Origin of the sequence: Enterobacter sp. E1 (assembly GCF_016809815.1) — a bacterium.
Lineage (GTDB): Bacteria > Pseudomonadota > Gammaproteobacteria > Enterobacterales > Enterobacteriaceae > Enterobacter > Enterobacter adelaidei.
The window spans coordinates 97,857-121,352 of record NZ_JAFBJM010000005.1 but is presented as its reverse complement, the minus strand read 5'-3'; the positions used below and the strand labels follow the sequence as shown (position 1 = coordinate 121,352).

Here is a 23,496-nt window from a genome sequence, read left to right as displayed (position 1 = left end):
AAGAAAAAATTACTATACCGTAAAACCTTTACCACGCCATCGCCGCTTCAGCTAATGTCACATAATCATTATTTTCAGGATATTGTCTCGCGGCGCGCGCTTTTAGGCCGAAAAGCTGCTACGACTTTCTCATCGGTTTCCACATACGGACCGTCCAGCAGCTGTATACAATACGGTACACTTGCAAAGATCCCGTGTACGATCACGCTGCCATCGTCGGCTTTAAGCCCTTCCAGCGTCTCTTTGATCGACTTCGGCTGGCCCGGCAGGTTCAGGATCAACGCCTGTTTGCGGATCACGCCCACCTGGCGAGAGAGGATGGCGGTTGGAACAAAGTGTAGGCTGATCTGACGCATTTGCTCACCGAAGCCCGGCATTTCACGGTCGGCGACTGCCAGCGTCGCATCTGGCGTGACATCGCGACGTGCAGGCCCTGTTCCACCCGTGGTCAACACCAGATGGCAGCTCATCTCATCCACCAGCTCGCACAACGTCTGCTCAATGATCGGCTGTTCGTCTGGGATCAGGCGGGTCTGGATTTCAAAAGGGGTAGTCAGCGCGCTGCCCAGCCACTCTTCCAGAGCCGGGATGCCTTTATCCTGGTAAACACCGCTGGAGGCGCGGTCAGAAATCGACACTAAGCCGATGCGTAAGGTATTCATAGCCATTCCATCTAAAAAGTACTGATTAAAGGGAATGATACACGCAGAGAGGAAATTCAGACAGGGTACGAAAGAAGTCGCGTGACCGGGAACCCGGTCACGCAGAAATGATTACAGCAGGTCGCCGATCATTTTTTCCAGTTTGCCCTGGTCAACAGCAAACTTACGGATACCGTCCGCCAGTTTGTCTACTGCCATTGGATCCTGGTTGTGCTGCCACAGGAACTCGGACTCAGTGATGCGTTCTGGGCGCGCTTTCACTTCACCGGTGTAAGACAGCTTACGCTCGATCGCGCCTTCGCTTTCTGCCAGCTCTTTCAGCAGTGCAGGGGCGATGGTCAGGCGGTCACAGCCAGCCAGCTCGATGATTTCACCGACGTTACGGAAGCTTGCGCCCATAACAACAGTCTCATAACCGTGCTGTTTGTAGTATTCGTAGATTTCAGTAACGGAAACCACGCCTGGATCTTCAGCAGGTGCGTACTCTTTCTTATCGGTGTTGGCTTTGTACCAGTCCAGAATACGGCCTACGAACGGAGAAATCAGGTATACACCGGCTTCAGCACAAGCACGCGCCTGCGCGAAGGAGAACAGCAGAGTCAGGTTACAGTTGATGCCGTCTTTTTCCAGCTGCTCAGCCGCGCGAATGCCCTGCCAGGTAGAGGCCAGTTTGATCAGGATGCGGTCGTTGCTGATACCCGCATCGTTGTACATTTTGATCAGGCGTTTTGCTTTGGCGATTGACGCTTCGGTGTCGTAGGAGAGGCGTGCATCCACTTCGGTAGAGATGCGGCCAGGAACCAGTTTCAGGATTTCCAGACCGATGTTCACTGCCAGTTTGTCAGTGGCATCAACGATCTGCTGCGCGCGGTCATTGCTCTGCGCTTTCGCCCAGGTCACAGCGTCGTCAATCAGTTTGCGATACTCAGGGATCTGTGCAGCGTTCAGGATCAGAGAAGGGTTAGTTGTGGCATCCTGCGGCTGGTACAACTTCATTGCCGCGATATCTCCGGTGTCAGCTACGACAGTGGTGAACTGACGAAGGGAGGTCAATTTATCCGTCATGATAGTGTTTCTCTTTTAACGTGCCCTGGATAATTCACGCTACCGACAGCATGCCTGCAGCGGAAAAATGACAGGTTTACTTGTTAGGGGGATGTAACCGGTCTGCCCAGATGATAACACGAGTGAGAGGTAGCGCAACCGCAGACAGTGCGCTTAGACAGAGTATGATAAACTCAGAATATTAACAGGCTGCTAAGTAACAGCATGCTCAATCAGTGGTAGCGCTTACATATTCATATTGGCATCAACAAGAGGGACGTTAATGCCTGATTTCCTTTTCTTTATCAACGAAATCCTCTGGGGTTCGATAATGATATATCTGCTATTAGGGGCAGGTATATGGTTCACACTGCGCAGTGGTTTTATCCAGTTTAGATATATACGCAAGTTTGGCAGAAGTCTGAAAAACAGCATTACGCCGCAGCCAGGCGGACTCACCTCGTTTCAGGCGCTTTGTACCAGTCTCGCCGCACGCGTCGGTAGCGGTAACCTGGCGGGTGTAGCGCTGGCCATCAGTGCCGGTGGTCCTGGCGCCGTCTTCTGGATGTGGGTCACCGCGATCGTTGGCATGGCCACCTCGTTTGCCGAATGCTCTCTCGCACAGCTGTACAAGGAGAAGGACAAACACGGTCAGTTTCGCGGCGGTCCGGCCTGGTATATGGCGCGTGGGTTAGGGATGCGCTGGATGGGCGTTCTGTTCTCGCTTTTTTTACTGCTCGCTTATGGCCTTATTTTTAATACGGTTCAGGCTAATTCTGTCGCCAATGCTCTGCGCTATGCCTTCGCCTGCCCGGAGTGGATCACAGGCATCGTTTTATCCCTCTTCGTTCTGTTCACCATTTCTGCTGGTCTCAAAGGCATCGCCCGCCTGATGCAGTGGATGGTTCCCGTGATGGCGCTGCTCTGGGTTGGCGCGAGCCTGTTTGTCGCCGCACTGCATGCCGACCAGGTTCCAGGAATCATTACCACTATCTTCAAAAGCGCTTTTGGCTGGCGTGAGGCGGCATCAGGTGCGCTGGGCTACACCTTCAGCCAGGCGCTGATGGCGGGTTTTCAGCGAGGAATGTTTTCCAATGAAGCGGGTATGGGGTCAACCCCCAACGCGGCGGCAGCCGCCTCTTCCTGGCCGCCACACCCTGCCGCACAAGGCATTGTGCAAATGATTGGCGTCTTTACCGATACCATTATTATCTGCTCCGCCAGCGCCATGATTTTGCTACTGGCAGGCCCCGTACCGCATTCGTCGGGAAACGCCGGGATACAGCTTCTTCAGCAGGCTCTGGTGAACCTTACTGGCAGCTGGGGGGCCGGTTTTGTCGCGATCATACTGATATTGTTCGCCTTCAGCTCAATTGTGGTGAATTACCTTTACGCCGAAAATAACCTTATCTTCCTGAAACTCGACTCCCGCGCCGCAATCAGTGCATTGCGCCTGGGAGTGATACTGATGGTCATTGCAGGCTCCCTGCTCAGCATGCCATTGGTCTGGCAACTGGCTGACGTCATCATGGCACTGATGGCCATCACCAACCTCACGGCGATCCTGCTGCTCTCCCCCATTGTTAGCCTGATTGCCCGGGACTATCTTCGTCAACGCAAACTGGGTGTTCCACCGGTATTTGATCCCACACGCTATCCTGAAGTTGACGCGCAACTGGCCCCCGGCACATGGGATGATTTGCCCCGGCGATAACAGCTATCGATCAATTCAGGGCGATTTTTTGCTAAAGTCGCTCTAAATTTCCTGCAAGGACTGGATATGCTGATTCTTATTTCACCTGCAAAAACGCTCGACTACCAGAGCCCGCTCGCCACCGAGCGCTATACGCAACCTGAACTGCTGGACTATTCGCAACAGCTGATCCGCGAAGCGCGTAAACTCTCTGCACCACAAATCGCCTCGCTGATGAGCATCAGCGATAAGCTCGCAGATCTTAACGCCACCCGCTTCCACGAGTGGCACCCGGATTTCACGCCAGCCAACGCTCGCCAGGCGCTGCTGGCGTTTAAAGGTGATGTGTATACCGGCCTGCAGGCGGAAGAGTTCAGCGAAGCCGATTTCGATTTTGCCCAGCAGCACCTGCGCATGCTCTCAGGCCTGTACGGCGTTCTGCGTCCGCTGGATTTGATGCAACCTTACCGTCTTGAGATGGGTATCCGATTAGAGAATGCAAAAGGCAAAGATCTGTACCATTTCTGGGGTGACATCATTACCGACAAGCTAAACGCAGCGCTACATGCCCAGGGCGATAACGTGGTGATTAACCTGGCCTCTGACGAATACTACAAGTCCGTGAAGCCAAAGAAACTGGATGCGGAAATCATCAAGCCGGTCTTCCTTGATGAGAAAAACGGTAAGTTCAAAGTGATCAGTTTCTACGCCAAAAAAGCGCGTGGTCTGATGAGCCGCTACATCATTCAGAATCGACTGACGAAGCCGGAGCAGTTGACCGGATTTAACAGCGAAGGGTATTTCTTTGACGAAGCGTCGTCAGGGAAAGGTGAACTGGTGTTTAAGCGCCACGAGCAGTAAAACAAAACCCCGCCAGCTGGCGGGGTTTGCATTAATGGTGCTTCCAGTCCGGACCTGGACGATGATCGTCGTGACGGTGGTCTGGATGGTCGTCACGATCGCGATGTTCGTCATGAGGACGCCAGTGATTATCGCGCCAGTCATAATGGGCCTTCCACCAGTCATGGTCACGCCAGCGACCGCCATCCCAGTAGTGTCCGTGGTTATCCTGGTCACCAATCTGCAGTTTTACCGCAGGCACGAGTGTGATTTCAGATGCCTGTACCGCCATAGGAGCGACCAGCATCAGTGAAAGTGCGATGAGGACAGGTTTCAACGTAGACATAGGTGACTCCTTATTCTTCTTGCCCAACGTGGGCCGATGTAAGGAGGTTACGTGAGGGGAACCGGGGTTGTTATTCTCTGCAATCCTAATCTCTAAGTTACCGCATTTATTGGGAATTTCTGCATTTTCCCTTCTTTTTTTCTCCTTAATTTCTCCATAAAAAAGCCGGGTGGCGCCGTCGCCTTCCCCGGCAGTAAAATTATGCTCGGCTCATCATCAACTTACGCAGCCGTTGTAGGTCGGGTAAGGCGTAGCCGTCACCCGACAAAAATCACGCTCGAGCCATCATCAGCTTACGCAGCGCGGCAAAATCCGCAGGTAGTTCATGAGACAGCAGCGGCAGGTCGGCACGTTCGGCCAGCTCTTTCGGCAGCGGCAGCGTTTCACCCAGAATCTCTTCCACGCTCTCTTTGAATTTTGCCGGATGCGCCGTCCCCAGGAACAGGCCATATTCACCAGGATTAAGCTGATCGCGCAAAGCACGGTAAGCAATTGCGGCGTGCGGTTCGGAGGTGTACCCCACCGCTTTCAGCTCACGCATGGTCTCTTTGGTGGTTTCATCCGTCACCGCTGCGTAACCCAGATCGCCAAGACGCCAGATTTTGCGGCGGAACAGTTCTTCCACTCGCGGCCAGTTATTCGGCTGCGACACATCCATCGCATTGGAGAGCGTTGCCTGCGTCGCGTTCGGCGCCCATTTGCCGTCTTTCAGGAAACGCGGCACGGTGTCGTTAGCGTTGGTGGCAGCGATAAAGCGTTTCACCGGCAGACCCAGGGATTTTGCCAGCAGGCCAGCCGTCAGGTCACCAAAGTTACCGCTTGGCACAGAGACAACAAGCTGATTACGCGCTTCCTGCGGGAGCTGTGCAACCGCTTCGAAATAGTAGCAAATCTGCGCCAGCAGACGGCTGATGTTGATGGAGTTCGCCGAGTTCAGACCCAGCGCCGCCTTCAGCTCTTCATCATCGAAGGCCTGTTTGACCAGTGCCTGGCAGGCGTCGAAATCACCGTCGATAGCCACGGTCTCAATGTTGCCGCCGAGGGTACAGAACAGTTTTTCCTGCAGCGGGCTGATTTTGCCTTTCGGGTAGAGGATCACCACACGAACGTTTTTCAGGCCGTAGAACGCATGCGCAACCGCCGCACCGGTATCACCGGAGGTAGCCGTCAGGATAGTTACCGGTTTGTCGCCGCTGATGTGGGTCAGCATCTGAGCCATAAAGCGGCCACCGAAATCTTTGAACGCCAGGGTCGGGCCATGGAACAGTTCCAGACAGCCAACGTCAGGCTCCACCTGCTGAACCGGAGCCGGGAAAGCGAACGCCGACCGCACGCGCTCTTCCAGCAGTTCCTGCGGGATTTCGTCGCCGATAAACGCAGACAGAATTTTGGCACTGCGGGTGACAAAATCCAGCTTCAGCAGTTCATCAATCTCGGTCAGCTGAAATTCCGGCAGGTCATGCGGGAAGAATAACCCCTGATTTTTGCCCAGTCCCTGAGTCACCGCCTGCGCGAAGCTGACCTGCTCGTTATGATCTTTAAGATTGTAGAGTTTCATTCGTTATCCCAGTACTCGTGCGCCAGCCGTGTCCAGACGGCAAATATGAACAAAGCCTTCCTGATTTTGCAGGTAGTGTTTAGAGAGCCAGTCCGCCACGCGTTGCGCAGTGTCTGGTTTATCGCATAAGGCGAACAGCGTCGGGCCGGAGCCGGAGATGCCGCATGCCTGCGCGCCAATATCCAAAGATGCCTGTCGTGCCTCGTTAAAACCAGGCAGCAGTTTTGTGCGGTATGGCTCGGCAATGACATCTTTCATCAATTTCGCCGCCAGCTGCGGCTGACGGGTATAGCAGGCGTGAATAAAGCCGGCCAGATGACGTCCGTGCGCGATACAGTCCTGGCGACGATACTGCGCAGGCAGGATCGCACGCGCTTCAGCGGTGGAAACCTTAATACCCGGATAGGCCAGCACCCACAGCCACTCATCAAACCCTGGCACCTGCTGGCTGATGATGCCATTTTCTTCGATCATCAACTGCATGCCGCCAAGGAAGCACGGCGCGACGTTGTCATAATGAATGCTGCCAGAGATTCGCCCTTCCAGCTCGCCCATTAACCCCAGCAGGCGGTTATTGTTGAGCGGTTTGCCGCAGTGTTCATTCATGGCCACCAGCGCAGCGACCACCGAGCAGGCGCTGGAGCCCAGCCCTGAGCCAATCGGCATACTTTTTTCCAGCGTCATGATGACCGGCACATTTTTGCCAATCTCCTGACAGAAGCGCTCCCAGCACTGATAGACGATATTCTCGCGCGGGTCCGACGGCAGTTTGCTGGCAAAGCGGCCCACGTTATTCAGGCTGAAGCTATTTGCCGCTTCAACCGTGACCGTATCGCCCAGCAGAGAACCATCAACCGGCGTGACCGCCGCACCCAGCACATCAAATCCGACGCTCATATTGGCGCTGGAAGCCGGGGCATAAACTTTGACCATGTTAAACTCCTAACTTCCATGACAGGGTACGCAGCAGATCGGCAAACACACCCGCCGCTGTAACATCGTTCCCTGCGCCATAACCGCGAAGCACCAGCGGCAATGGCTGATAATAGTGGCTGTAAAACGCAAGGGCGTTTTCGCCGTTTTTGACTTTGTACAGCGGGTCGTTGCCATCCACTTCGGCAATCTTCACCCGGCACACACCATCTTCTTCAATATTGCCAACATAGCGCAATACCTTACCTTCATCACGGGCTTTCGCAACGCGTGCGGCAAACGCATCGTCAAGCTGCGGCAAATTAGCCATAAAGGCACCGACATCACCGGAGCTATCAAATTCTGCTGGCAGGACCGGTTCAATCACGATATCGGACAGCTCCAGCTCACGACCTGTTTCACGCGCCAGGATCAGCAGCTTACGCGCCACATCCATCCCGGAGAGATCGTCACGCGGATCCGGCTCGGTATAGCCCAGTTCACGCGCAGCGCGGGTCGCTTCTGAGAGGCTCATGCCTTCATCCAGTTTGCCGAAAATAAACGACAGCGATCCGGAGAGGATACCGGAGAAACGCTGCAGTTCATCCCCCGCGTTCAGCAGGTTTTGCAGGTTCTCGATAACCGGCAAACCAGCACCCACGTTGGTGTCATACAGGAATTTGCGACGCGATTTGCTCGCCGCCAGGCGCAACTGGTGGTAGTAGTTCATCGACGAGGTGTTGGCCTTTTTGTTCGGCGTCACCACGTGGAAGCCTTCACGCAGGAAGTCAGCGTACTGATCGGCAACCGCCTGGTTCGACGTACAGTCGACAATCACCGGGTTGAGCAGGTGATACTCTTTCACCAGTCGGATCAGGCGTCCCAGATTAAACGGCTCTTTCGCCTCGTTCATTTCCGCCTGCCAGTTTTCCAGATTCAGGCCATGCACGTTGGTCAGCAACGCTTTTGAGTTGGCGATCCCGCAGACGCGCAGATCAATATGTTTCTTCTTCAGCCACGCCTGCTGGCGCTTCACCTGCTCCAGCAGCGCGCCGCCAACGCCTCCCACGCCAATCAGGAACAGTTCGATGACCTGATCGGTGTTGAACAGCATCTGGTGAACCACGCGAACGCCGGTGGTGGCGTCATCGTTGTCCACAACAACAGAGATTGAACGCTCTGACGAGCCCTGGGCAATCGCCACGATATTGATATTGGCGCGTGCCAGCGCAGCGAAGAACTTGGCGGAGATACCGCGTAGCGTGCGCATGCCATCGCCCACCACCGAGATGATCGCCAGACGTTCCTGAATGTACAGCGGCTCAAGCAGTTCTTCTTTCAGCTCAAGATAGAATTCTTCTTCCAGCGCGCGGCGGGCGCGCAGGCAGTCGGCCTGCGGCACGCAGAAGCTGATGCTGTATTCGGAAGAAGACTGGGTGATCAACACCACGGAGATGCCGTTGCGGGACATGGCTGCAAACACGCGCGCCGCCATACCGACCATCCCTTTCATCCCCGGACCTGAGACGCTGAACATCGCCATGTTGTTGAGGTTAGAGATCCCTTTCACCGGCAGGCCGTCTTCATCGTTACTCGCGCCAATCAGCGTACCGGGTGCCTGCGGATTACCGGTGTTTTTAATCAGGCAAGGGATCTGGAACTGGGCAATCGGAGAGATGGTACGCGGGTGAAGGACTTTAGCGCCGAAGTAGGAAAGCTCCATCGCTTCCTGATACGACATCGACTTCAACAGCCTGGCGTCCGGTACCTGGCGCGGGTCGCAGGTATAAACACCATCGACGTCAGTCCAGATCTCACAGCAGTCCGCGCGTAAACAGGCGGCCAGCACGGCGGCGGAATAGTCGGAGCCGTTACGGCCCAGCACCACCAGCTCCCCCTTCTCGTTACCGGCGGTGAAGCCTGCCATCAGGATCATGTGGTCAGACGGAATTTTGCTTGCAGCGATGCGGCGGGTTGATTCGGCAATATCAACAGTGGATTCGAGGTAGTGGCCCACCGCCAGCAGTTTTTCAACCGGATCGATCACAGTCACGTGATGACCGCGCGCTTCAAGCACGCCCGCCATGATAGCGATAGAGAGTTTTTCGCCTCGACAGATCAGTGCCGCGTTGATGCTGTCCGGACACTGGCCGAGAAGGCTGATGCCGTGCAGAACATGTTTAATTTGCGCGAATTCCTGCTCAACGAAGGACTTCAGTTGAGCGTGCGGAAAGCCTGGCTGCGCCTCTGCCAGCCCTTGCAGTAAGTCAGCGAAGATACGCTCTGCGTCGCTGATGTTCGGGAGTGCATCCTGACCACCGATGGTTTTTTCAATCATCGCCACCAGATGGTTCGTGATTTTTGCCGGGGCAGAGAGCACGGTCGCAACCTGCCCCTGCCTGGCGTTGCTTTCCAGGATATCGGCAACGCGCAGAAAACGTTCTGCATTTGCCACTGATGTACCGCCGAACTTCAACACTCGCATGGTTCTACCTCGTTTCCTTTAGCCGAAAAAAAAGCCCGCACTGTTCAGGTGCGGGCTTTTTTTTGTTTTTCCTGTACGCGTCAGCCCGCATCGTTACCTGTGGTAATGATGATGGTTGTGGTAATGGTGGTGATGCTGATGCGTTTCATGGATGTTGTGTACTCTGTCATTATTATCTGTCTGTGCTGTATTCTTTTAGGGTTAAAGGATCGGGCACCTTAAGTCAATGGATTTTTAATTTGATCACATTTCGGGAGACTCTCACGTCCCGCTGCGTGCAGATTTATTTTCATCCGATTCCCCCAAGTACAACCCATCCAGACAGACTTATTCGCCATAGTAAAAACTTATGGCAGTATTTTACTCGGCCAATTTTTTTTCAATATCGTGCAGCAAACGGTGCAGCATGGCGGTGTCCCGCTGTTCAAGACGCCCCAAACGCTGCTGCAGCCAGTCAGCCATTTTTTGATCGTCCGCTACCCCCAATTGAGATAACAGTTGCTCAACACGAGCGCGCAGTGCGGCCAGCTGGTTTTCGTTTGCCCCTTCAGCCTGTGGCTGAGGGATTTGCATTAGGGAAGCTAATTGATAGCAGTAGACCATGACCGCCTGGCCTAAATTCAGGGACGGATAATCGGCCACCATCGGTGCCCCCGTGAGCACGTCAGCGAGTTCCAGCTCTTCGTTTGTTAACCCGGAATCTTCACGGCCAAACACCAGCGCGGCTTTCTCCAGCCACTGGCTTTTCTCTTTCAGCATGGGCACCAGTTCAGCAGGGGTGGCGTAGTAGTGGAATTTCGCACGGCTGCGCGCGGTGGTCGCAACGGTAAACGAAATGTCGTGCAACGCGGCGGCTAGTGTGTCGTAAGTGGTTATATTATCTAGAATATCTCCCGACCCGTGCGCCACCCACCGGGCGGCAGGCTCCAGATGGGCCGTGCTGTCCACAATACGTAAATCGGTAAAACCCATGGTCTTCATGGCACGCGCCGCTGCGCCTATATTTTCGGCTCTGGCTGGGGCAACTAGTACAATCGACAGATGCATTTATGCTCTCTTTTTAATCAGTTAGCGGGTAAAAATGTGATGCACATCAACATATTACGCAGCGCGAATTTACAAAATTGCAACACAAATCACCGAAATAGCGTTTCATAACAAATTAAAAACGCTAAACTATTTTGTGTCTGAACAATCAGTTAGAATGTTAACAGAAGACTATTATCCTTATGTTTTATAATGATAATAGCGACATGAATACCCTATTCTGATTGGATTCACTTCGTTTATAAATCAAGGTCCGCAACTAGTTGGTTTATTGAAAAATTGTGATAAAGGCTAGCATTCAGCTACGATGATTTCATCAAACTGTTAACGTGCTACAATTGAACTTGATATATGTCAACGAAGCGTAGTTTTATTGGGTGTCTGGTGTCACTTAGCCTGTTATGTTGCTGTTAAAATGGTTAGGATGACAGCCGTTTTTGACACTGTCGGGTCCAAAGGGAAAGTACCCAAGACCAAGCTAATGATGTTGTTGACGTTGATGGAAAGTGCATCAAGAACGCAATTACGTACTTTAGTCACGTTAGGCCGGTCATGTTAATTTGCGACATGTATCAGGCAGGTCAGGGACTTTTGTACTTCCTGTTTCGATTTAGTTGGCAATTTAGGTAGCAAACATGCAGACCCCGCACATTCTTATCGTTGAAGACGAGTTGGTAACACGCAACACGTTAAAGAGCATTTTCGAAGCAGAAGGCTACGATGTCTTTGAAGCGACCGATGGCGCAGAGATGCATCAGATCCTTTCTGAAAATGATATCAACCTGGTGATCATGGATATTAACCTTCCGGGCAAAAACGGTCTTCTTCTGGCGCGCGAACTGCGTGAACAGGCGAACGTCGCGTTGATGTTCCTGACAGGCCGTGACAACGAAGTTGATAAAATTCTTGGCCTGGAAATCGGTGCGGATGACTACATCACCAAGCCGTTCAACCCTCGCGAGTTAACCATTCGTGCACGCAACCTGCTGTCTCGCACCATGAACCTGGGTACGGTCAGCGAAGAGCGTCGTAGCGTCGATAGCTACAAATTCAACGGCTGGGAACTTGATATCAATAGCCGTTCACTGATTAGCCCGAACGGTGAGCAGTATAAACTGCCGCGCAGTGAATTCCGCGCGATGCTGCACTTCTGCGAAAACCCGGGCAAAATTCAGTCCCGTGCAGAATTGCTGAAGAAAATGACCGGCCGTGAGCTGAAACCGCACGACCGTACCGTAGACGTAACGATCCGTCGTATTCGTAAACATTTCGAATCTACGCCGGATACCCCGGAAATCATCGCCACGATCCACGGCGAAGGGTACCGTTTCTGCGGCGATCTGCAGGAGTAATCCCGCAGTTAACGCATTAAAAAACGGCGCATTTGCGCCGTTTTTTTATTTCCAAATCCGCATCGTATCGTCATCCGGTGCTGCAGGTGGTTCAGGTCGCTTCGGCTGAGAGAGCGAGTACCAGTCGAAATGCCGGGTCAGGTACATCACCGCAAACAGCGCCAGCGCGAGAACCGCTGACCCCAACAGCAGCGCGCTGTCCTCCGAACGCAGCAGGAACCACATCACCACGTCCAGCCCGAGTAGCGCCAGCACAAACAGCCCGCTGCGCTTCCAGCTTTTCAGCACGGCCTGCAGGTACATTCCGTTCATCGCTGCGCCAACCAGACTTGCAACAACCCAGGCGGGCGTAAACCCGACGTGTTCAGACAGCGCCAGCAGCACCAGATAGAACAGGACCAGCGACAGCCCCACCAGCAGATACTGCATCGGGTGAAGGCGTAATCCGGTTAAGGTTTCGAAGACAAAGAAGGCCATAAACGTCAGCGCAATCAGCAAAATAGCGTACTTGATCGCACGGTCAGTCAGCTGATACTGGTCGGCTGGCGTCGCTACCGTGACGCTGAAGGCCGGGAGCGCCTCCCACTCCGGCGACTCCTTGTCGTAGAACCAGCTCTCAAGGTTATTTGCAAACCAGCTGCTCTGCCAGTTCGCCTGGAAACCGGACTCGCCTATCTGATGCTTAACGGGGAGATAATCGCCCATAAAACCCGGATGCGGCCAGTTGCTGGTGAGCGTCATTTCGCTATTACGCCCTACCGGTACCACCGCAAAACTGCCCGTTCCCGCCAGGCTGAGGGACATCTCAAGCGCAAACGTTTTGGCTTCCAGCGCTTTGTCGGTCAGCGGGATGTGGATCCCAGCAAGCGCCCCGTAGACGCCTGAACCGGGTTCCACGCTTAGCGTCTCACCGTTGATTTTAGAGATACTGACCGTGCCAATGCCCCGCGCGTCGCCAACGCCCGTTACGATAAACGGTTGCCCTGTTGTTATCGTTTCCCCTCTCAGTTGTTTTAGCTCTTCGGTATTAAACTGTGCTTTTATCTTCAGGTCAGCGTTCCAGATTTGCCCGTCGTAGATGCCAATATTTCGGGACTCCACGCGCTGGTTACCTTCCACAACCAGAGATTCCGGCAGAATGAAATGCATATAGCTTTTCTTGTATTCGATCTTCTTCTCGTCCTCTATCTTGTAAAAGATCTCCGTCATCGGAATCGCAATCATCGGACCGACCAGCTTTTGCGGTCCGCTGGTGCTCTGACGAAGCGTATTTTCAACATCGTTGCGGTAGTTTTCACGCTCTGAAATCAGGTTACTGACCATAAAAAGCGGGACTAACAACAGCAGGATGCACCCCAGCAGAGTGCTTACTTTCCAGAACAGGGGGGATTTCATCATTACGTCTCCTTTGTGATGAGGAGAGCGTAACCGGGCTATGTGGGGCCAGTTTGAAGTTATGTGAAGGGACGGTGAAGTATCAGCGTGGCCATCACGCCACCTTCATCACGATTACGCAATGTGATCTCCCCCTGGTGCAGACGCGCCACCTCCTGTACAAAGGCCAGCCCAAGGCCGCTGCTTTTCAATCCGTTGTCACGAGGAAGAGAGTAAAAACGTTCGAAAATTCGCGTCAGGGCATAATCCGGGATCCCGCTGCCGCTGTCGGTGACGGTAAAGTGTATCTGCTTGTCCCCTTCATGGGCTGCAAGCTGAACAGCCCCGCCCTCCGGCGTGAAGTCGATGGCGTTATCCAGTAAATTACCCAATGCCTGTTCAAGCAGCTCCGCATCACCTTCCACACACAGCGCGGTGCTTTTACAGGTCAGGGTGATATTTTTAGCGGTCAGTAGCGTCGAGCGGGCGTCAGCCAGCCGCGTAAACAGCGCATCGACATCGACGCTTGTGGGGACAATCTCCACCCGATTTTCAAGCCTGGCCTGGGCAAGCAACTTTTCGACCAACGATTGCATACGCGCGTTTTGCACCAGGATGTTGTCGATAAATCGCCTGGCGACCTGCGGTGAGGGCTGCTCAGCGAGAATTTCCGCCGCGCCCCGGATTGCGGCCAGCGGGCTTTTCAGCTCGTGGGTGAGCGAGTGGACATAGTGTTCAATGTAATTTTTCCCTTCCAGGCGAATACGCATATTCTCCAGCGCCTGCGCCAGCTTGCGCAGTTCACTGCTGCCGGGATTCGGTAATGGCAGAGGGGAATCGGTGGTAACCGCGTCAGCGTAGCGCGACAACGTACCGATAGAACGATTGATCCACCACGCCACAACAAGGCCAATCAGCAAAGCAATGCCAAGCAATGCACCACCCGCCCACAGGATCCGTCGCTCGCTGCGATGGATAACAGGTGCCATCGCGCTGTTGGGTTTCCCGACCGACAGCACGCCAATAATCTTACCGTTGTCCACAACCGGAGCCGCAACATACATCACCGTGCTCTCTGGATCGTCAGGATTGCTCTGGGTGCTCCGCGCGCCGTATTCGCCACGAAGGGTCAGCCAGACATCGTTCCAGCGGGAGTAATCTTTCCCCACAGCCAGACTCGCGGAATCAAACACCACTCTGCCCTGCGCATCGGTCATGTAGACGTGGTATTCGTTGCGCACTTTATGAATGCCGCCGATATTGGCGCGGAAAGGCCGCTGATGAAGTTGTGAAAAGGCCTGCGCCAGTTTGCCCTGCTGCGCATTGCCCGAAAGGAGATCCTCGCGCCCGACTTCGGCTAGCAAGGTCGCGGTATCGATCAACGTCCCTTCAGTTGCCCTGCGCACGCCGGGCTTCACTTCCTGAACAAAGATCGACAGCACAAACCACGCGGCGATACCCACGATCAGGAAGTACCCCAGCAGCAGCCGCATCCCAATGCGCATTAATAAAGCCCCAGGCTGTAGCCCATACCACGATGGGTGCTGATGGGTGAAAGCTCCTCGTTCACCGCCCGCAGCTTGGCGCGCAGGGTTTTGATATGGGTGTCCACGGTACGATCGAAACTGTCCCCGTCTTCGCCCCACACCTTGTCCATTAGCTGCTGGCGGGAGTACACACGTCCGGGAGCCTGTAACAATGTTTTAAGTAACAAAAACTCGTAGCGCGTGAGGGGTAACACCTCACCGCACCAGCTGATTCGTGCCGCAGGTTCGTTCAGTTCAAACTGGCCGATACGCACAACATCCGAAGGCGCGGCTGATTTTTGCATCCGCCGTAAAATTGTCCGCACCCGGGCACACACTTCGCGCGGTGAGAAAGGTTTAGCGACGTAGTCATCAGCCCCCATCTCCAGACCGAGCAGTTTATCCACCTCGTCGCTTCGCGCCGTTAGAAACAGCACCGGCAACGCCGGATGCAGCGCCAGCAGTTGACGGCACAGCTCAAAGCCGCTGATGTCCGGCAACCCGACATCAAGAATTGCCAGCGCGGGTAACTGCCGCCGCGCCTCTTCCAGCACGGGCAGACCGCGTTCAAACGCCTTCACCGCGAATCCTTCCTGCTGAAGCATGTAGATAAGTGTGTCAGCGATGCTGATTTCGTCTTCAACCAGCCAGACCACAGGTAGTTGCATGGTTCGTCCCTGAATTAACGCCACGGCATGATTGGCACCGCGCTAATCGCATTTTTCGGTGAGCCTTCCACCACTTTGTCGGAATAGGCCAGGTAAGCCAGGGTGTTGCGTTTCGCATCATAGAAACGTACTACCTGCAGCTTTTTAAACACCAGCGAGGTGCGTTTCTGGAACACCACGTCGCCCTGCGCTTTACCGTTCTTAATTTTATCGCTTAACTCAACCGGACCCACCTGCTGGCAAGAGATTGCCGCATCGGAGGTATCTTCCGCCAGTCCCAGGCCACCTTTGATACCGCCGGTTTTCGCCCGGCTGACATAGCAGGTGACATTTTTCACGTCCGGATCGTCAAACGCCTCGACCACAATTTTGTGGTCCGGGCCAAACATTTTGAACACGGTATCGACGGAACCAATCTGTTCTGCCTGCGCCACGCGCCCGACCATCAGCATCAACGCGGTGAAGATCAAAGTCTTGTATTTCATATTGTTACCATTCTTTAAAATTACACTGGGCGATTATTCAACACTTTAGACAAAAATGTAGCAAGATCACAGGATTAGAATATATTTGCCCACAATGTGCTCCAAAAAGCATGAATGCGCAAAAAAAACACTGAATGCTAAAACATCAAAAAATGCTATTATCCGCTAACCTGTTATCAGGCACCTGCTGTTTTAAGGATGAGGATAGTATATGGATCAGGCTGGAATTATTCGCGACCTGCTCACCTGGCTGGAAGGTCATCTCGACCAGCCTTTGTCACTGGATAATGTGGCGGCTAAAGCAGGCTATTCCAAGTGGCATCTGCAAAGGATGTTCAAGGATGTCACCGGTCATGCTATCGGGGCCTATATTCGCGCGCGTCGTCTGTCTAAGTCTGCTGTGGCATTGCGCCTTACGGCACGGCCGATTCTGGATATTGCCCTGCAATATCGTTTCGATTCGCAGCAAACCTTCACCCGAGCCTTTAAAAAACAGTTCTCGTTAACGCCAGCGCTTTATCGTCGCTCGCCTGACTGGAGCTCGTTTGGTATGCGTCCACCGCTGCGTCTGGGCGAGTTCGCGATGCCAAAATACGAAATTGTCACGTTGCCTGAAACCCATCTGATCGGTACGACGCAGAGCTACTCCTGTTCTCTGGAGCAGATTTCTGAGTTCCGTCATCAGATGCGCGTACAGTTCTGGCGCGACTTCCTGAGCCACGCCCCGGCGATCCCGCCGATTCTGTATGGCCTCAACGAAACGCATCCAAGTCAGGAAAAAGACGACGAGCAGGAGGTGTTCTACACCACCGCGCTGACCCCAGAGATGGCCAATGGCTATATTCAGGGTTCGAAGCCTGTCGTGCTCGAAGGCGGCGAATACGTGATGTTCGCCTATGAAGGGCTGGGAACGGGCGTTCAGGAGTTTATCCTGACCGTTTACGGAACCTGCATGCCTATGCTGAATCTGAATCGCCGTAAAGGTCAGGACATTGAGCGCTACTACCCGGCGCAGGATGCCAAACCGGAAGAAGGCCCAATCAATCTGCGTATGGAATTCTTAATTCCGATTCGTCGTTAACGCTGCAGTTCGTCAAGTGCAGGGGCATCGAGATGCGAAATGTCCCCTGCCATCTCCACCACCCACCCCGACGCCAGCCATGCGCTTTCCTGGTAATCAATCCGGGAAATGGAGCAGTTGCGCAGACGCAAACGGCGTTCAGCGTAAGCCGGTAACCCCAGGATGGTGCTCACCAGGCAACCCAACGCAATCCCGTGACTCACCAGCAGCGGACGGCTTCCCGCCGGAAGCTTCAGGCATTCCGCCAGTGCGGCATGCATACGAACGCTCAGCTCTTGCATGGATTCGCCTTCAGGAATACGGCCATCTTCGGTACCGTTAACCAGCGTACGACGCCAGCCCTCCTCCTTCTCCGTCAGCGTATCAATATGGCGTTTTTCCAGCACGCCCATATCCAGCTCGCGCAGGCGCGGCTCAAGCATGACGTCACAGCCGCAGGCGTCCGCGATGATGCTCGCCGTCTGCTGTGTGCGACCGAGATCGCTGGTGATAACGTGGGTGATGCCCAGCGTTCGGGCGCGTTCCGCCACCTGCCACGCTTGCTGTACCCCCTTTTCGGTGAGGGGACTGTCTGACTGGCCTTGAATACGTCGCTCGGCGTTCCACTGCGTTTCACCGTGGCGAACAAGGTATACCTGTAACATGCTTTTTTTCCGTTATACTGCGATGAGTTTTTTTTCGAATCGAGCTTAATTATGCACCATGTTGTCTCTGCTACCACTAATCCTGCCAAAATTCAGGCAATTCTAAGGGCATTTGAAGAGATCTTCGGCGAAGGATCCTGCCATATTGATGCCATCGGCGTCGAGAGTGGTGTTCCTGAACAGCCGTTTGGCAGCGAGGAAACGCGGGCTGGCGCACGAAATCGCGTGGCAAATGCCAAAGTTGCGGTGCCTGAGGCTGACTTCTGGGTGGCGATTGAAGCGGGTATCGACGAAGGCGCAACCTTTAGCTGGGTGGTGATCGAAAGCCGCGAGCAACGTGGTGAAGCGCGCTCGGCTACCCTCCCTCTGCCAGAGATCATTCTGGAAAAAGTCCGTGCGGGTGACGCGCTGGGGCCGGTGATGTCACAGTACACCGGCATTGATGAGATTGGCCGTAAAGAAGGGGCTATTGGCGTCTTTACTGCAGGCGCACTGACGCGTTCAGGCGTTTACCACCAGGCGGTGATCCTGGCCTTAAGCCCGTTCCATAACGCGATTTATCGCTGATCGCCCAACAGCACAGACTCAAGCCACTGACGCAGCTCAACCGGTGCCGATTTCAGGCTGTTCGATCCGCGGGTAATCGTTGCGATACCCGCACCGAGCTCATTTTTGAGTTCACGCTGGCTCATTTCGCCGCGCAACAGCTCTTCAATAATCCGCACGCGCGTGCCCAGCGCTTCACGCTCATCTGGCGTGAGCATCAGCTGCATAAGGGGCAAATGCAAATCCTGAGCGTAAGACTGGCGGAGCAACTCCACAAAACGAAGCCACTCCTGATGACGTTGTTCGGCCATTGCCGAGGAATACGGGGAATGCTGGGTCATGTTATGCTGCCTCTTGTACTCTTTAGCGAGTACAGCATAACACAACCCGCGCCGATCAGTAACGTCTCTGCCACTCGGCATCGCTCATCAGGGTATCTTTCTGCCCCATGAAGTAGCGATAGTATGCGTCATACGCCAGCACGTTCTTCACGTAGCCACGCGTTTCCGAAAACGGAATACTCTCGACAAACGCCACGGCATCGATACGTCCGGCGCTGTTGCCAAGCCAGGTGCGCACGCGACCAGGGCCCGCGTTATACGCCGCAGACGAGAAGATACGGTTGTTACCGAACTGCTGATAAACATACTGCAGGTAGCTGGTACCGATATTGATGTTGGTATCCGGATCGAGAAGCTGTGACGGGCTGCTGTACCCCGGGATATTAAACATCTTCACCGTGTGCGTTGCCGTGCCCGGCATGATCTGCATCAGACCGCTGGCACCCACCGGAGAACGAACTTTCGGGTTCCAGGCACTCTCCTGACGGGCAATCGCCATCGCATAGCTTTGCGGGATATCTTTACCGCTGGTATAGCGATCGAACAGATCTTTGTAAGCCAGCGGGAAACGCTCTTCGAGATGATCCCACAGCTTACCGGCGATCGTGGCCTGCACGCTCAGATCCCACCAGTGGTTATCAAACGCATAGCGGGCAAGCTGAGCTTTCTCGTCAGTACTACGGCTGGTGACCAGATTCGCCCACTCGCTGCGCGCGGTGTTATCCATATTCCAGTACATTAGCTCGCGAACGCGCGCCATTTCAGGCCCCTGCGTCAATGCAGGGTTCGCATTGGCTGGCGCTTTATCAATGCGGAAGGTGTACTCTTCTCCCAGGCGTTGCGCGGCCGCCATCGGGTAGAATCCGCGCTGCTGCATCAGCGTATGGAGGATCTCTTTCGCTTCCTCATCACGTCCTCGCTCCATCAGCAGATCGGCCTGCCAGTAGCGCCATTCGTCTTTCTCTTTCGCTTCCATCGGCAGGCGCGCAAGCCAGGTATTGAGCCCACGACGATCGCCTGAGCCCAGCGCCATTCGCACGCGACGTTCCACCAGCGACATGGAGTTCGAACGCATAATGGCATCGTCTCGCCAGCGCGCCTGTTCGTCAGTCACATCCGTGCCCATCAGTCGCCACGCCACAATATCGCGCAACTCCTGGGTTTGCTCTTCGTTAAGTTGCTGCGCCTGCACCAGCTGCGGGATCATCAGCCGCGCGTTTTCCACATCGTCACGCGCCACGCTGGCAAAGGCTACCGCTGCCATCTGGCGGGTAAAATCGGTCGCGCCTGTGCTGCGGGCAAAGGTCAGCACAGAGTTAGGATCGTTGGCCAGCCCAATCACCGCAGTGGAAATGGTTTGATAATCCGATGGCATCTGCCCCGCCAGCGCGGTGACCAGACGCGTGTTTCCGGCTTTCATCGCCAGGCGAATACGCTCCAGATACGCCAGTGGATCTTGCTTGCCAGAGGCGCGCCAGGCACCAAAGAGAGAGTCGCAGGCATTGGGCTGATTTTTACCGGTCAACCACAGATCTTTGGCACCGTTCCACGCCTCTTCCTGCTGCCCCGTGGCCCATTTTGCGTAGTAATAGTTACACTGCGCTTCCGTGGTGGTCGGCTTTTCAGGGCTGAAAGCTAACAGCCCGCGCCAGTCTTCACGACGAGCCAGTTCATTCACAAAACGAGACTGTAGCGTCCGCGCGGGAGGCAGGGTTGGGTTAGCCTGAATGAAATTATTCACCGCGACGGTCGGTTGATTCATGAGATCGTCAGTTAGCTGGCGATACTCCAGATACGGATACAGAGGGTAATCCTTCAGTGTCGGCATCAGCGCCTGCACGGTATCCATCTGCTTGTTGTCCCACGCCTGTTTGATCTGGGCGTAGCGATTACGTTGTTCATCCAGTGAATCGGCATGCACCGCCTGGCTTACCGCCATTACGCATACGCTGGCAGCGAGCAGACGCCAGACCACCTGTTTGGCTTTTTCCACAAGCTCTTCCTCTTTGTTTTTCGTCAATTGCAGCGTCTTGCCACGTCAAAGTCTAATCAACTTATGCTAACCAGGCATCCTGCAACGCGCCACGTCATGGACACTTTTTTACCTTTCTTGCGCGTTTTAACACTCCCGACGTTCCTGGCTGGGATTAGGTCGTGAAAAAGGCTACACTTCGAGGCTGAAATTCCTTCTCATTACGATAAAAGAGGCGAAGTCCAACGTGGCTCAATTCGTTTATACCATGCATCGTGTCGGCAAAGTTGTCCCGCCGAAACGTCATATTCTTAAAAATATCTCGCTGAGCTTCTTCCCGGGCGCAAAAATCGGTGTTCTGGGTCTCAACGGTGCCGGTAAGTCCACCCTGCTGCGCATCATGGCCGGCATCGATACAGACATCGAAGGTGAAGCCCGTCCGCAGCCTGGCATCAAGATTGGTTACCTGCCGCAGGAACCTCAGTTGAACCCGGAACACACCGTCCGCGAATCCGTTGAAGAAGCGGTGTCCGAAGTGGTTAACGCCCTGAAAGGTCTGGATGAAGTGTATGCCAAATACGCTGAACCGGATGCTGACTTCGATAAACTGGCTGCTCAGCAAGGCAAGTTTGAAGAAATTATCCAGGCGCACGATGGTCACAACCTGAACGTGCAGCTGGAGCGCGCCGCTGACGCCCTGCGTCTGCCGGACTGGGATGCAAAAATCGCAAATCTGTCCGGTGGTGAACGCCGCCGTGTAGCGCTGTGCCGCCTGCTGCTGGAAAAACCAGACATGCTGCTGCTCGACGAACCAACCAACCACCTGGATGCAGAATCCGTGGCGTGGCTGGAGCGCTTCCTGCACGACTTCGAAGGCACCGTTGTGGCGATTACCCACGACCGTTACTTCCTCGACAACGTTGCAGGCTGGATCCTGGAGCTGGACCGTGGTGAAGGTATTCCATGGGAAGGTAACTACTCCTCCTGGCTGGAGCAGAAAGATCAGCGCCTGGCGCAGGAAGCCTCTCAGGAAGCGGCGCGTCGCAAGTCTATTGAGAAAGAGCTGGAGTGGGTTCGTCAGGGCGCGAAAGGCCGTCAGTCTAAGGGCAAAGCCCGTCTGGCACGCTTCGAAGAGCTGAACAATACCGAATACCAGAAACGTAACGAAACCAACGAACTGTTTATTCCACCTGGAGCACGTCTGGGGGATAAAGTGGTTGAAGTCAGCAATCTGCGTAAGTCTTACGGCGATCGCCTGCTGATCGACGATCTGAGCTTCTCTGTGCCGAAGGGCGCGATTGTCGGGATCATCGGTCCGAACGGCGCGGGTAAATCCACCCTGTTCCGCATGATGTCCGGTCAGGAACAACCTGACAGCGGCTCTATCACCCTGGGTGAAACCGTGAAGCTGGCGTCCGTTGACCAGTTCCGTGACGCGATGGATAACAGCAAAACCGTGTGGGAAGAAGTGTCCGGCGGTCTGGATATCATGCGTATCGGCAACACCGAGATGCCAAGCCGCGCCTATGTTGGCCGCTTTAACTTCAAAGGCACCGACCAGGGCAAACGCGTAGGCGAGCTGTCCGGTGGTGAGCGCGGTCGTCTGCACCTGGCGAAACTGCTGCAGGTGGGCGGTAACGTTCTGCTGCTCGATGAACCAACCAACGACCTGGACATCGAAACCCTGCGCGCGCTGGAAAACGCCCTGCTGGAGTTCCCGGGCTGCGCGATGGTGATCTCGCACGACCGCTGGTTCCTGGACCGTATCGCGACCCACATCCTGGACTACCAGGACGAAGGTAAGGTGGAGTTCTTCGAAGGTAACTTCACCGAATACGAAGAGTACAAGAAACGCACGCTGGGCGCAGACGCGCTGGAGCCGAAGCGTATTAAGTACAAGCGTATTGCGAAATAAAAGCAAAACGGCGACCTCGGTTGCCGTTTTTTTATGTTTGTTCCCTCTCCCCGTGGGAGAGGGACAGGGTGAGGGCATCAGGCCGCACAAAATCACCCGCCCACGTAATACCGCTTCACCTCATCGAACTGCATCGCAAACTCGATATAGCTCATCAGCGCAGGCGAATTCAGCTTGCGGCTCGGATAGGCCAGCCACAGGTCATTCCCCTCGACATTCCACTCAGGCAGCACTTTTACCAACGCGCCCTTCTCCACCTTATCTTCCAGCAGAAAAGCAGGCAGCAGCGTAATGCCGGCGCCAGCAATCGCGCACTCACGCGCGTACACCAGGTTATCCGTCATATGGGCGTTATCCGGCAGATAGCGGTAATCCTCACTCTCGCTTCGCAGCAGCCATTCAGACCAGGCTTTGTGGGTAATACAGCGGTGCTCCACCAGCTGGCGGGGATGCGTCAGCGGCTCCCGACGCGCGAGATATTCGGGCGAGGCCAGCATAAAGCGCGGACAGTGCCCGATCATCCGGCCAATCAGGGAGGAGTCCTGTGGCTTACCGGTACGCAGCGCCACGTCAAATCCAGCCTCGACCAGATCCACCACGTCGTCAGAGATCGACACATCCAGCGACACGTCAGGAAAGCTCAACTGGAACTCGGCGTTCATATGCGCCAGCAGCGTCGCGCCAATCCCTGCCGGGCAGGTGATCCTTAGCCGCCCACTCGGGTTTTCGCGCAGCCGCTGAATGGCGTACTCCGCACGCTCGCTGGCTGCCAGCATCTCACGGCAGTGCACCAGATAGTGCTCGCCCGCAAACGTCAGGTTCAGCCTGCGCGTGGTACGGTTAAGCAGACGGATCCCCACCTGCTGCTCAAGCTGGCTAATGCGCTGGCTGACGCTGGATTTCGGCAGCTCGGCCTTCTGCGCCGCAGCGGTAAAACTTCCCATCTCTGCCACCAGCGCAAACAGCGCCATATCCTGCAGCTGTTTAAACATGATTGTTCACCCT

23 protein-coding genes and 1 other annotated feature are annotated in these 23,496 nt (G+C 54.7%); of the genes, 6 read left to right on the top strand and 17 right to left on the bottom strand.

The window, feature by feature from the left end:
- Positions 1-74 precede the first annotated feature (74 nt).
- Positions 75-662 carry a molybdopterin adenylyltransferase gene (gene mog, locus JGF26_RS14825; RefSeq protein ID WP_049005231.1) on the bottom strand — a complete coding sequence of 196 codons (588 nt, stop codon included), beginning with the start codon at positions 660-662 and terminating at the stop codon, positions 75-77.
- A gap of 111 nt (positions 663-773) precedes the next feature.
- Complete coding sequence (tal, locus tag JGF26_RS14820; protein WP_028016623.1) at positions 774-1,727, bottom strand: transaldolase; 954 nt, start codon at positions 1,725-1,727, stop codon at positions 774-776.
- 262 nt (positions 1,728-1,989) lie between these two features.
- Between tal and JGF26_RS14815 the strand changes: the two genes are divergently transcribed.
- Together JGF26_RS14815 and yaaA are read left to right on the top strand one after the other, a co-directional pair.
- The gene (locus JGF26_RS14815) at positions 1,990-3,420 is read left to right on the top strand and encodes a sodium:alanine symporter family protein (protein ID WP_049005230.1); all 1,431 of its coding nucleotides are present in this window, start codon (positions 1,990-1,992) and stop codon (positions 3,418-3,420) included.
- A gap of 66 nt (positions 3,421-3,486) precedes the next feature.
- Positions 3,487-4,260 carry a peroxide stress protein YaaA gene (gene yaaA, locus JGF26_RS14810; protein ID WP_028016621.1) on the top strand — a complete coding sequence of 258 codons (774 nt, stop codon included), beginning with the start codon at positions 3,487-3,489 and terminating at the stop codon, positions 4,258-4,260.
- Between the two features lie 31 nt (positions 4,261-4,291).
- Here yaaA and JGF26_RS14805 read toward each other — a convergent pair whose 3' ends face one another.
- The 7 genes from JGF26_RS14805 to yjjY all read right to left on the bottom strand — a co-directional run bounded on the left by JGF26_RS14805 (position 4,292) and on the right by yjjY (position 11,127).
- Positions 4,292-4,585, bottom strand: a complete 294-nt coding sequence (locus tag JGF26_RS14805; RefSeq protein ID WP_129323958.1) for a DUF2502 domain-containing protein — start codon at positions 4,583-4,585, stop codon at positions 4,292-4,294.
- Positions 4,586-4,856: 271 nt separating this feature from the next.
- Positions 4,857-6,143, bottom strand: a complete 1,287-nt coding sequence (gene thrC, locus JGF26_RS14800; protein ID WP_134708272.1) for a threonine synthase — start codon at positions 6,141-6,143, stop codon at positions 4,857-4,859.
- Positions 6,144-6,146: 3 nt separating this feature from the next.
- Positions 6,147-7,076, bottom strand: a complete 930-nt coding sequence (thrB, locus tag JGF26_RS14795; RefSeq protein ID WP_134708271.1) for a homoserine kinase — start codon at positions 7,074-7,076, stop codon at positions 6,147-6,149.
- A gap of 1 nt (position 7,077) precedes the next feature.
- Positions 7,078-9,540: a bifunctional aspartate kinase/homoserine dehydrogenase I gene (thrA, locus tag JGF26_RS14790; RefSeq protein ID WP_049005227.1), complete on the bottom strand. Its 2,463-nt coding sequence runs from the start codon at positions 9,538-9,540 to the stop codon at positions 7,078-7,080.
- Positions 9,541-9,564: 24 nt separating this feature from the next.
- Positions 9,565-9,682: a sequence feature (Thr leader region), on the bottom strand.
- On the bottom strand, positions 9,621-9,689 hold the full coding sequence (gene thrL / locus JGF26_RS14785; RefSeq protein ID WP_015572623.1) for a thr operon leader peptide: 69 nt from the start codon (positions 9,687-9,689) through the stop codon (positions 9,621-9,623). It overlaps the preceding feature by 62 nt.
- A 211-nt stretch (positions 9,690-9,900) precedes the next feature.
- Complete coding sequence (locus tag JGF26_RS14780) at positions 9,901-10,587, bottom strand: tRNA/rRNA methyltransferase (RefSeq protein ID WP_129323960.1); 687 nt, start codon at positions 10,585-10,587, stop codon at positions 9,901-9,903.
- 399 nt (positions 10,588-10,986) lie between these two features.
- Entirely contained in the window at positions 10,987-11,127 is a 141-nt protein-coding gene (yjjY, locus tag JGF26_RS14775) for a protein YjjY (protein WP_085928893.1), read from the bottom strand.
- A gap of 95 nt (positions 11,128-11,222) precedes the next feature.
- On the opposite strand from yjjY, the gene arcA reads away from it, so the two are divergent.
- A complete protein-coding gene (gene arcA, locus JGF26_RS14770; protein ID WP_003856501.1) occupies positions 11,223-11,939 on the top strand; it encodes a two-component system response regulator ArcA in 717 nt (238 codons plus the stop codon).
- Positions 11,940-11,984: 45 nt separating this feature from the next.
- On the opposite strand, the gene creD is transcribed toward arcA, so the two are convergent.
- The 4 genes from creD to creA are packed head-to-tail and all read right to left on the bottom strand — an operon-like array spanning position 11,985 to position 15,992.
- Complete coding sequence (gene creD / locus JGF26_RS14765) at positions 11,985-13,337, bottom strand: cell envelope integrity protein CreD (RefSeq protein WP_134708270.1); 1,353 nt, start codon at positions 13,335-13,337, stop codon at positions 11,985-11,987.
- Positions 13,338-13,393: 56 nt separating this feature from the next.
- Positions 13,394-14,818 carry a two-component system sensor histidine kinase CreC gene (gene creC / locus JGF26_RS14760; RefSeq protein WP_134708269.1) on the bottom strand — a complete coding sequence of 475 codons (1,425 nt, stop codon included), beginning with the start codon at positions 14,816-14,818 and terminating at the stop codon, positions 13,394-13,396.
- The gene (gene creB, locus JGF26_RS14755; protein ID WP_134708268.1) at positions 14,818-15,507 is read right to left on the bottom strand and encodes a two-component system response regulator CreB; all 690 of its coding nucleotides are present in this window, start codon (positions 15,505-15,507) and stop codon (positions 14,818-14,820) included. Before creB ends, creC begins: the two co-directional genes overlap by 1 nt.
- Positions 15,508-15,521: 14 nt before the next feature.
- Entirely contained in the window at positions 15,522-15,992 is a 471-nt protein-coding gene (gene creA, locus JGF26_RS14750; protein ID WP_028016612.1) for a protein CreA, read from the bottom strand.
- Between the two features lie 211 nt (positions 15,993-16,203).
- On the opposite strand from creA, the gene robA reads away from it, so the two are divergent.
- Positions 16,204-17,073 (top strand): MDR efflux pump AcrAB transcriptional activator RobA, encoded by an 870-nt coding sequence (robA, locus tag JGF26_RS14745; protein ID WP_028016611.1) that lies wholly within the window; start codon positions 16,204-16,206, stop codon positions 17,071-17,073.
- Here the strand turns inward: robA and gpmB are convergent.
- Complete coding sequence (gpmB, locus tag JGF26_RS14740; RefSeq protein ID WP_028016610.1) at positions 17,070-17,717, bottom strand: 2,3-diphosphoglycerate-dependent phosphoglycerate mutase GpmB; 648 nt, start codon at positions 17,715-17,717, stop codon at positions 17,070-17,072. The genes robA and gpmB overlap by 4 nt on opposite strands.
- Positions 17,718-17,768: 51 nt before the next feature.
- Between gpmB and yjjX the strand changes: the two genes are divergently transcribed.
- Positions 17,769-18,284, top strand: coding sequence for an inosine/xanthosine triphosphatase (gene yjjX / locus JGF26_RS14735; RefSeq protein WP_128348219.1), 516 nt, complete (start codon positions 17,769-17,771; stop codon positions 18,282-18,284).
- Here the strand turns inward: yjjX and trpR are convergent.
- Together trpR and sltY are read right to left on the bottom strand one after the other, a co-directional pair.
- Positions 18,275-18,604 (bottom strand): trp operon repressor, encoded by a 330-nt coding sequence (gene trpR / locus JGF26_RS14730; RefSeq protein WP_028016608.1) that lies wholly within the window; start codon positions 18,602-18,604, stop codon positions 18,275-18,277. The two genes, yjjX and trpR, sit on opposite strands and share 10 nt — an antisense overlap.
- A gap of 55 nt (positions 18,605-18,659) precedes the next feature.
- The gene (gene sltY / locus JGF26_RS14725) at positions 18,660-20,597 is read right to left on the bottom strand and encodes a murein transglycosylase (protein ID WP_028016607.1); all 1,938 of its coding nucleotides are present in this window, start codon (positions 20,595-20,597) and stop codon (positions 18,660-18,662) included.
- A 226-nt stretch (positions 20,598-20,823) separates the two neighbouring features.
- On the opposite strand from sltY, the gene ettA reads away from it, so the two are divergent.
- Positions 20,824-22,491: an energy-dependent translational throttle protein EttA gene (gene ettA, locus JGF26_RS14720; protein ID WP_028016606.1), complete on the top strand. Its 1,668-nt coding sequence runs from the start codon at positions 20,824-20,826 to the stop codon at positions 22,489-22,491.
- A gap of 92 nt (positions 22,492-22,583) precedes the next feature.
- Here ettA and JGF26_RS14715 read toward each other — a convergent pair whose 3' ends face one another.
- On the bottom strand, positions 22,584-23,483 hold the full coding sequence (locus tag JGF26_RS14715; protein WP_108089536.1) for a LysR family transcriptional regulator: 900 nt from the start codon (positions 23,481-23,483) through the stop codon (positions 22,584-22,586).
- Positions 23,484-23,496 lie beyond the last annotated feature (13 nt).

Bases quoted from the DNA above. Each gene is read 5' to 3' on its own strand.
- gpmB (WP_028016610.1), bottom strand. From the start codon at position 17,717: ATGTTACAGGTATACCTTGTTCGCCACGGTGAAACGCAGTGGAACGCC.
- yaaA (WP_028016621.1), top strand. From the start codon at position 3,487: ATGCTGATTCTTATTTCACCTGCAAAAACGCTCGACTACCAGAGCCCG.
- creA (WP_028016612.1), bottom strand. From the start codon at position 15,992: ATGAAATACAAGACTTTGATCTTCACCGCGTTGATGCTGATGGTCGGG.
- thrB (WP_134708271.1), bottom strand. From the start codon at position 7,076: ATGGTCAAAGTTTATGCCCCGGCTTCCAGCGCCAATATGAGCGTCGGA.
- JGF26_RS14780 (WP_129323960.1), bottom strand. From the start codon at position 10,587: ATGCATCTGTCGATTGTACTAGTTGCCCCAGCCAGAGCCGAAAATATA.
- JGF26_RS14715 (WP_108089536.1), bottom strand. From the start codon at position 23,483: ATGTTTAAACAGCTGCAGGATATGGCGCTGTTTGCGCTGGTGGCAGAG.
- robA (WP_028016611.1), top strand. From the start codon at position 16,204: ATGGATCAGGCTGGAATTATTCGCGACCTGCTCACCTGGCTGGAAGGT.
- JGF26_RS14815 (WP_049005230.1), top strand. From the start codon at position 1,990: ATGCCTGATTTCCTTTTCTTTATCAACGAAATCCTCTGGGGTTCGATA.
- trpR (WP_028016608.1), bottom strand. From the start codon at position 18,604: ATGACCCAGCATTCCCCGTATTCCTCGGCAATGGCCGAACAACGTCAT.
- creC (WP_134708269.1), bottom strand. From the start codon at position 14,818: ATGCGCATTGGGATGCGGCTGCTGCTGGGGTACTTCCTGATCGTGGGT.
- JGF26_RS14805 (WP_129323958.1), bottom strand. From the start codon at position 4,585: ATGTCTACGTTGAAACCTGTCCTCATCGCACTTTCACTGATGCTGGTC.
- mog (WP_049005231.1), bottom strand. From the start codon at position 662: ATGAATACCTTACGCATCGGCTTAGTGTCGATTTCTGACCGCGCCTCC.
- creB (WP_134708268.1), bottom strand. From the start codon at position 15,507: ATGCAACTACCTGTGGTCTGGCTGGTTGAAGACGAAATCAGCATCGCT.
- arcA (WP_003856501.1), top strand. From the start codon at position 11,223: ATGCAGACCCCGCACATTCTTATCGTTGAAGACGAGTTGGTAACACGC.
- thrA (WP_049005227.1), bottom strand. From the start codon at position 9,540: ATGCGAGTGTTGAAGTTCGGCGGTACATCAGTGGCAAATGCAGAACGT.
- tal (WP_028016623.1), bottom strand. From the start codon at position 1,727: ATGACGGATAAATTGACCTCCCTTCGTCAGTTCACCACTGTCGTAGCT.
- thrC (WP_134708272.1), bottom strand. From the start codon at position 6,143: ATGAAACTCTACAATCTTAAAGATCATAACGAGCAGGTCAGCTTCGCG.
- creD (WP_134708270.1), bottom strand. From the start codon at position 13,337: ATGATGAAATCCCCCCTGTTCTGGAAAGTAAGCACTCTGCTGGGGTGC.
- yjjX (WP_128348219.1), top strand. From the start codon at position 17,769: ATGCACCATGTTGTCTCTGCTACCACTAATCCTGCCAAAATTCAGGCA.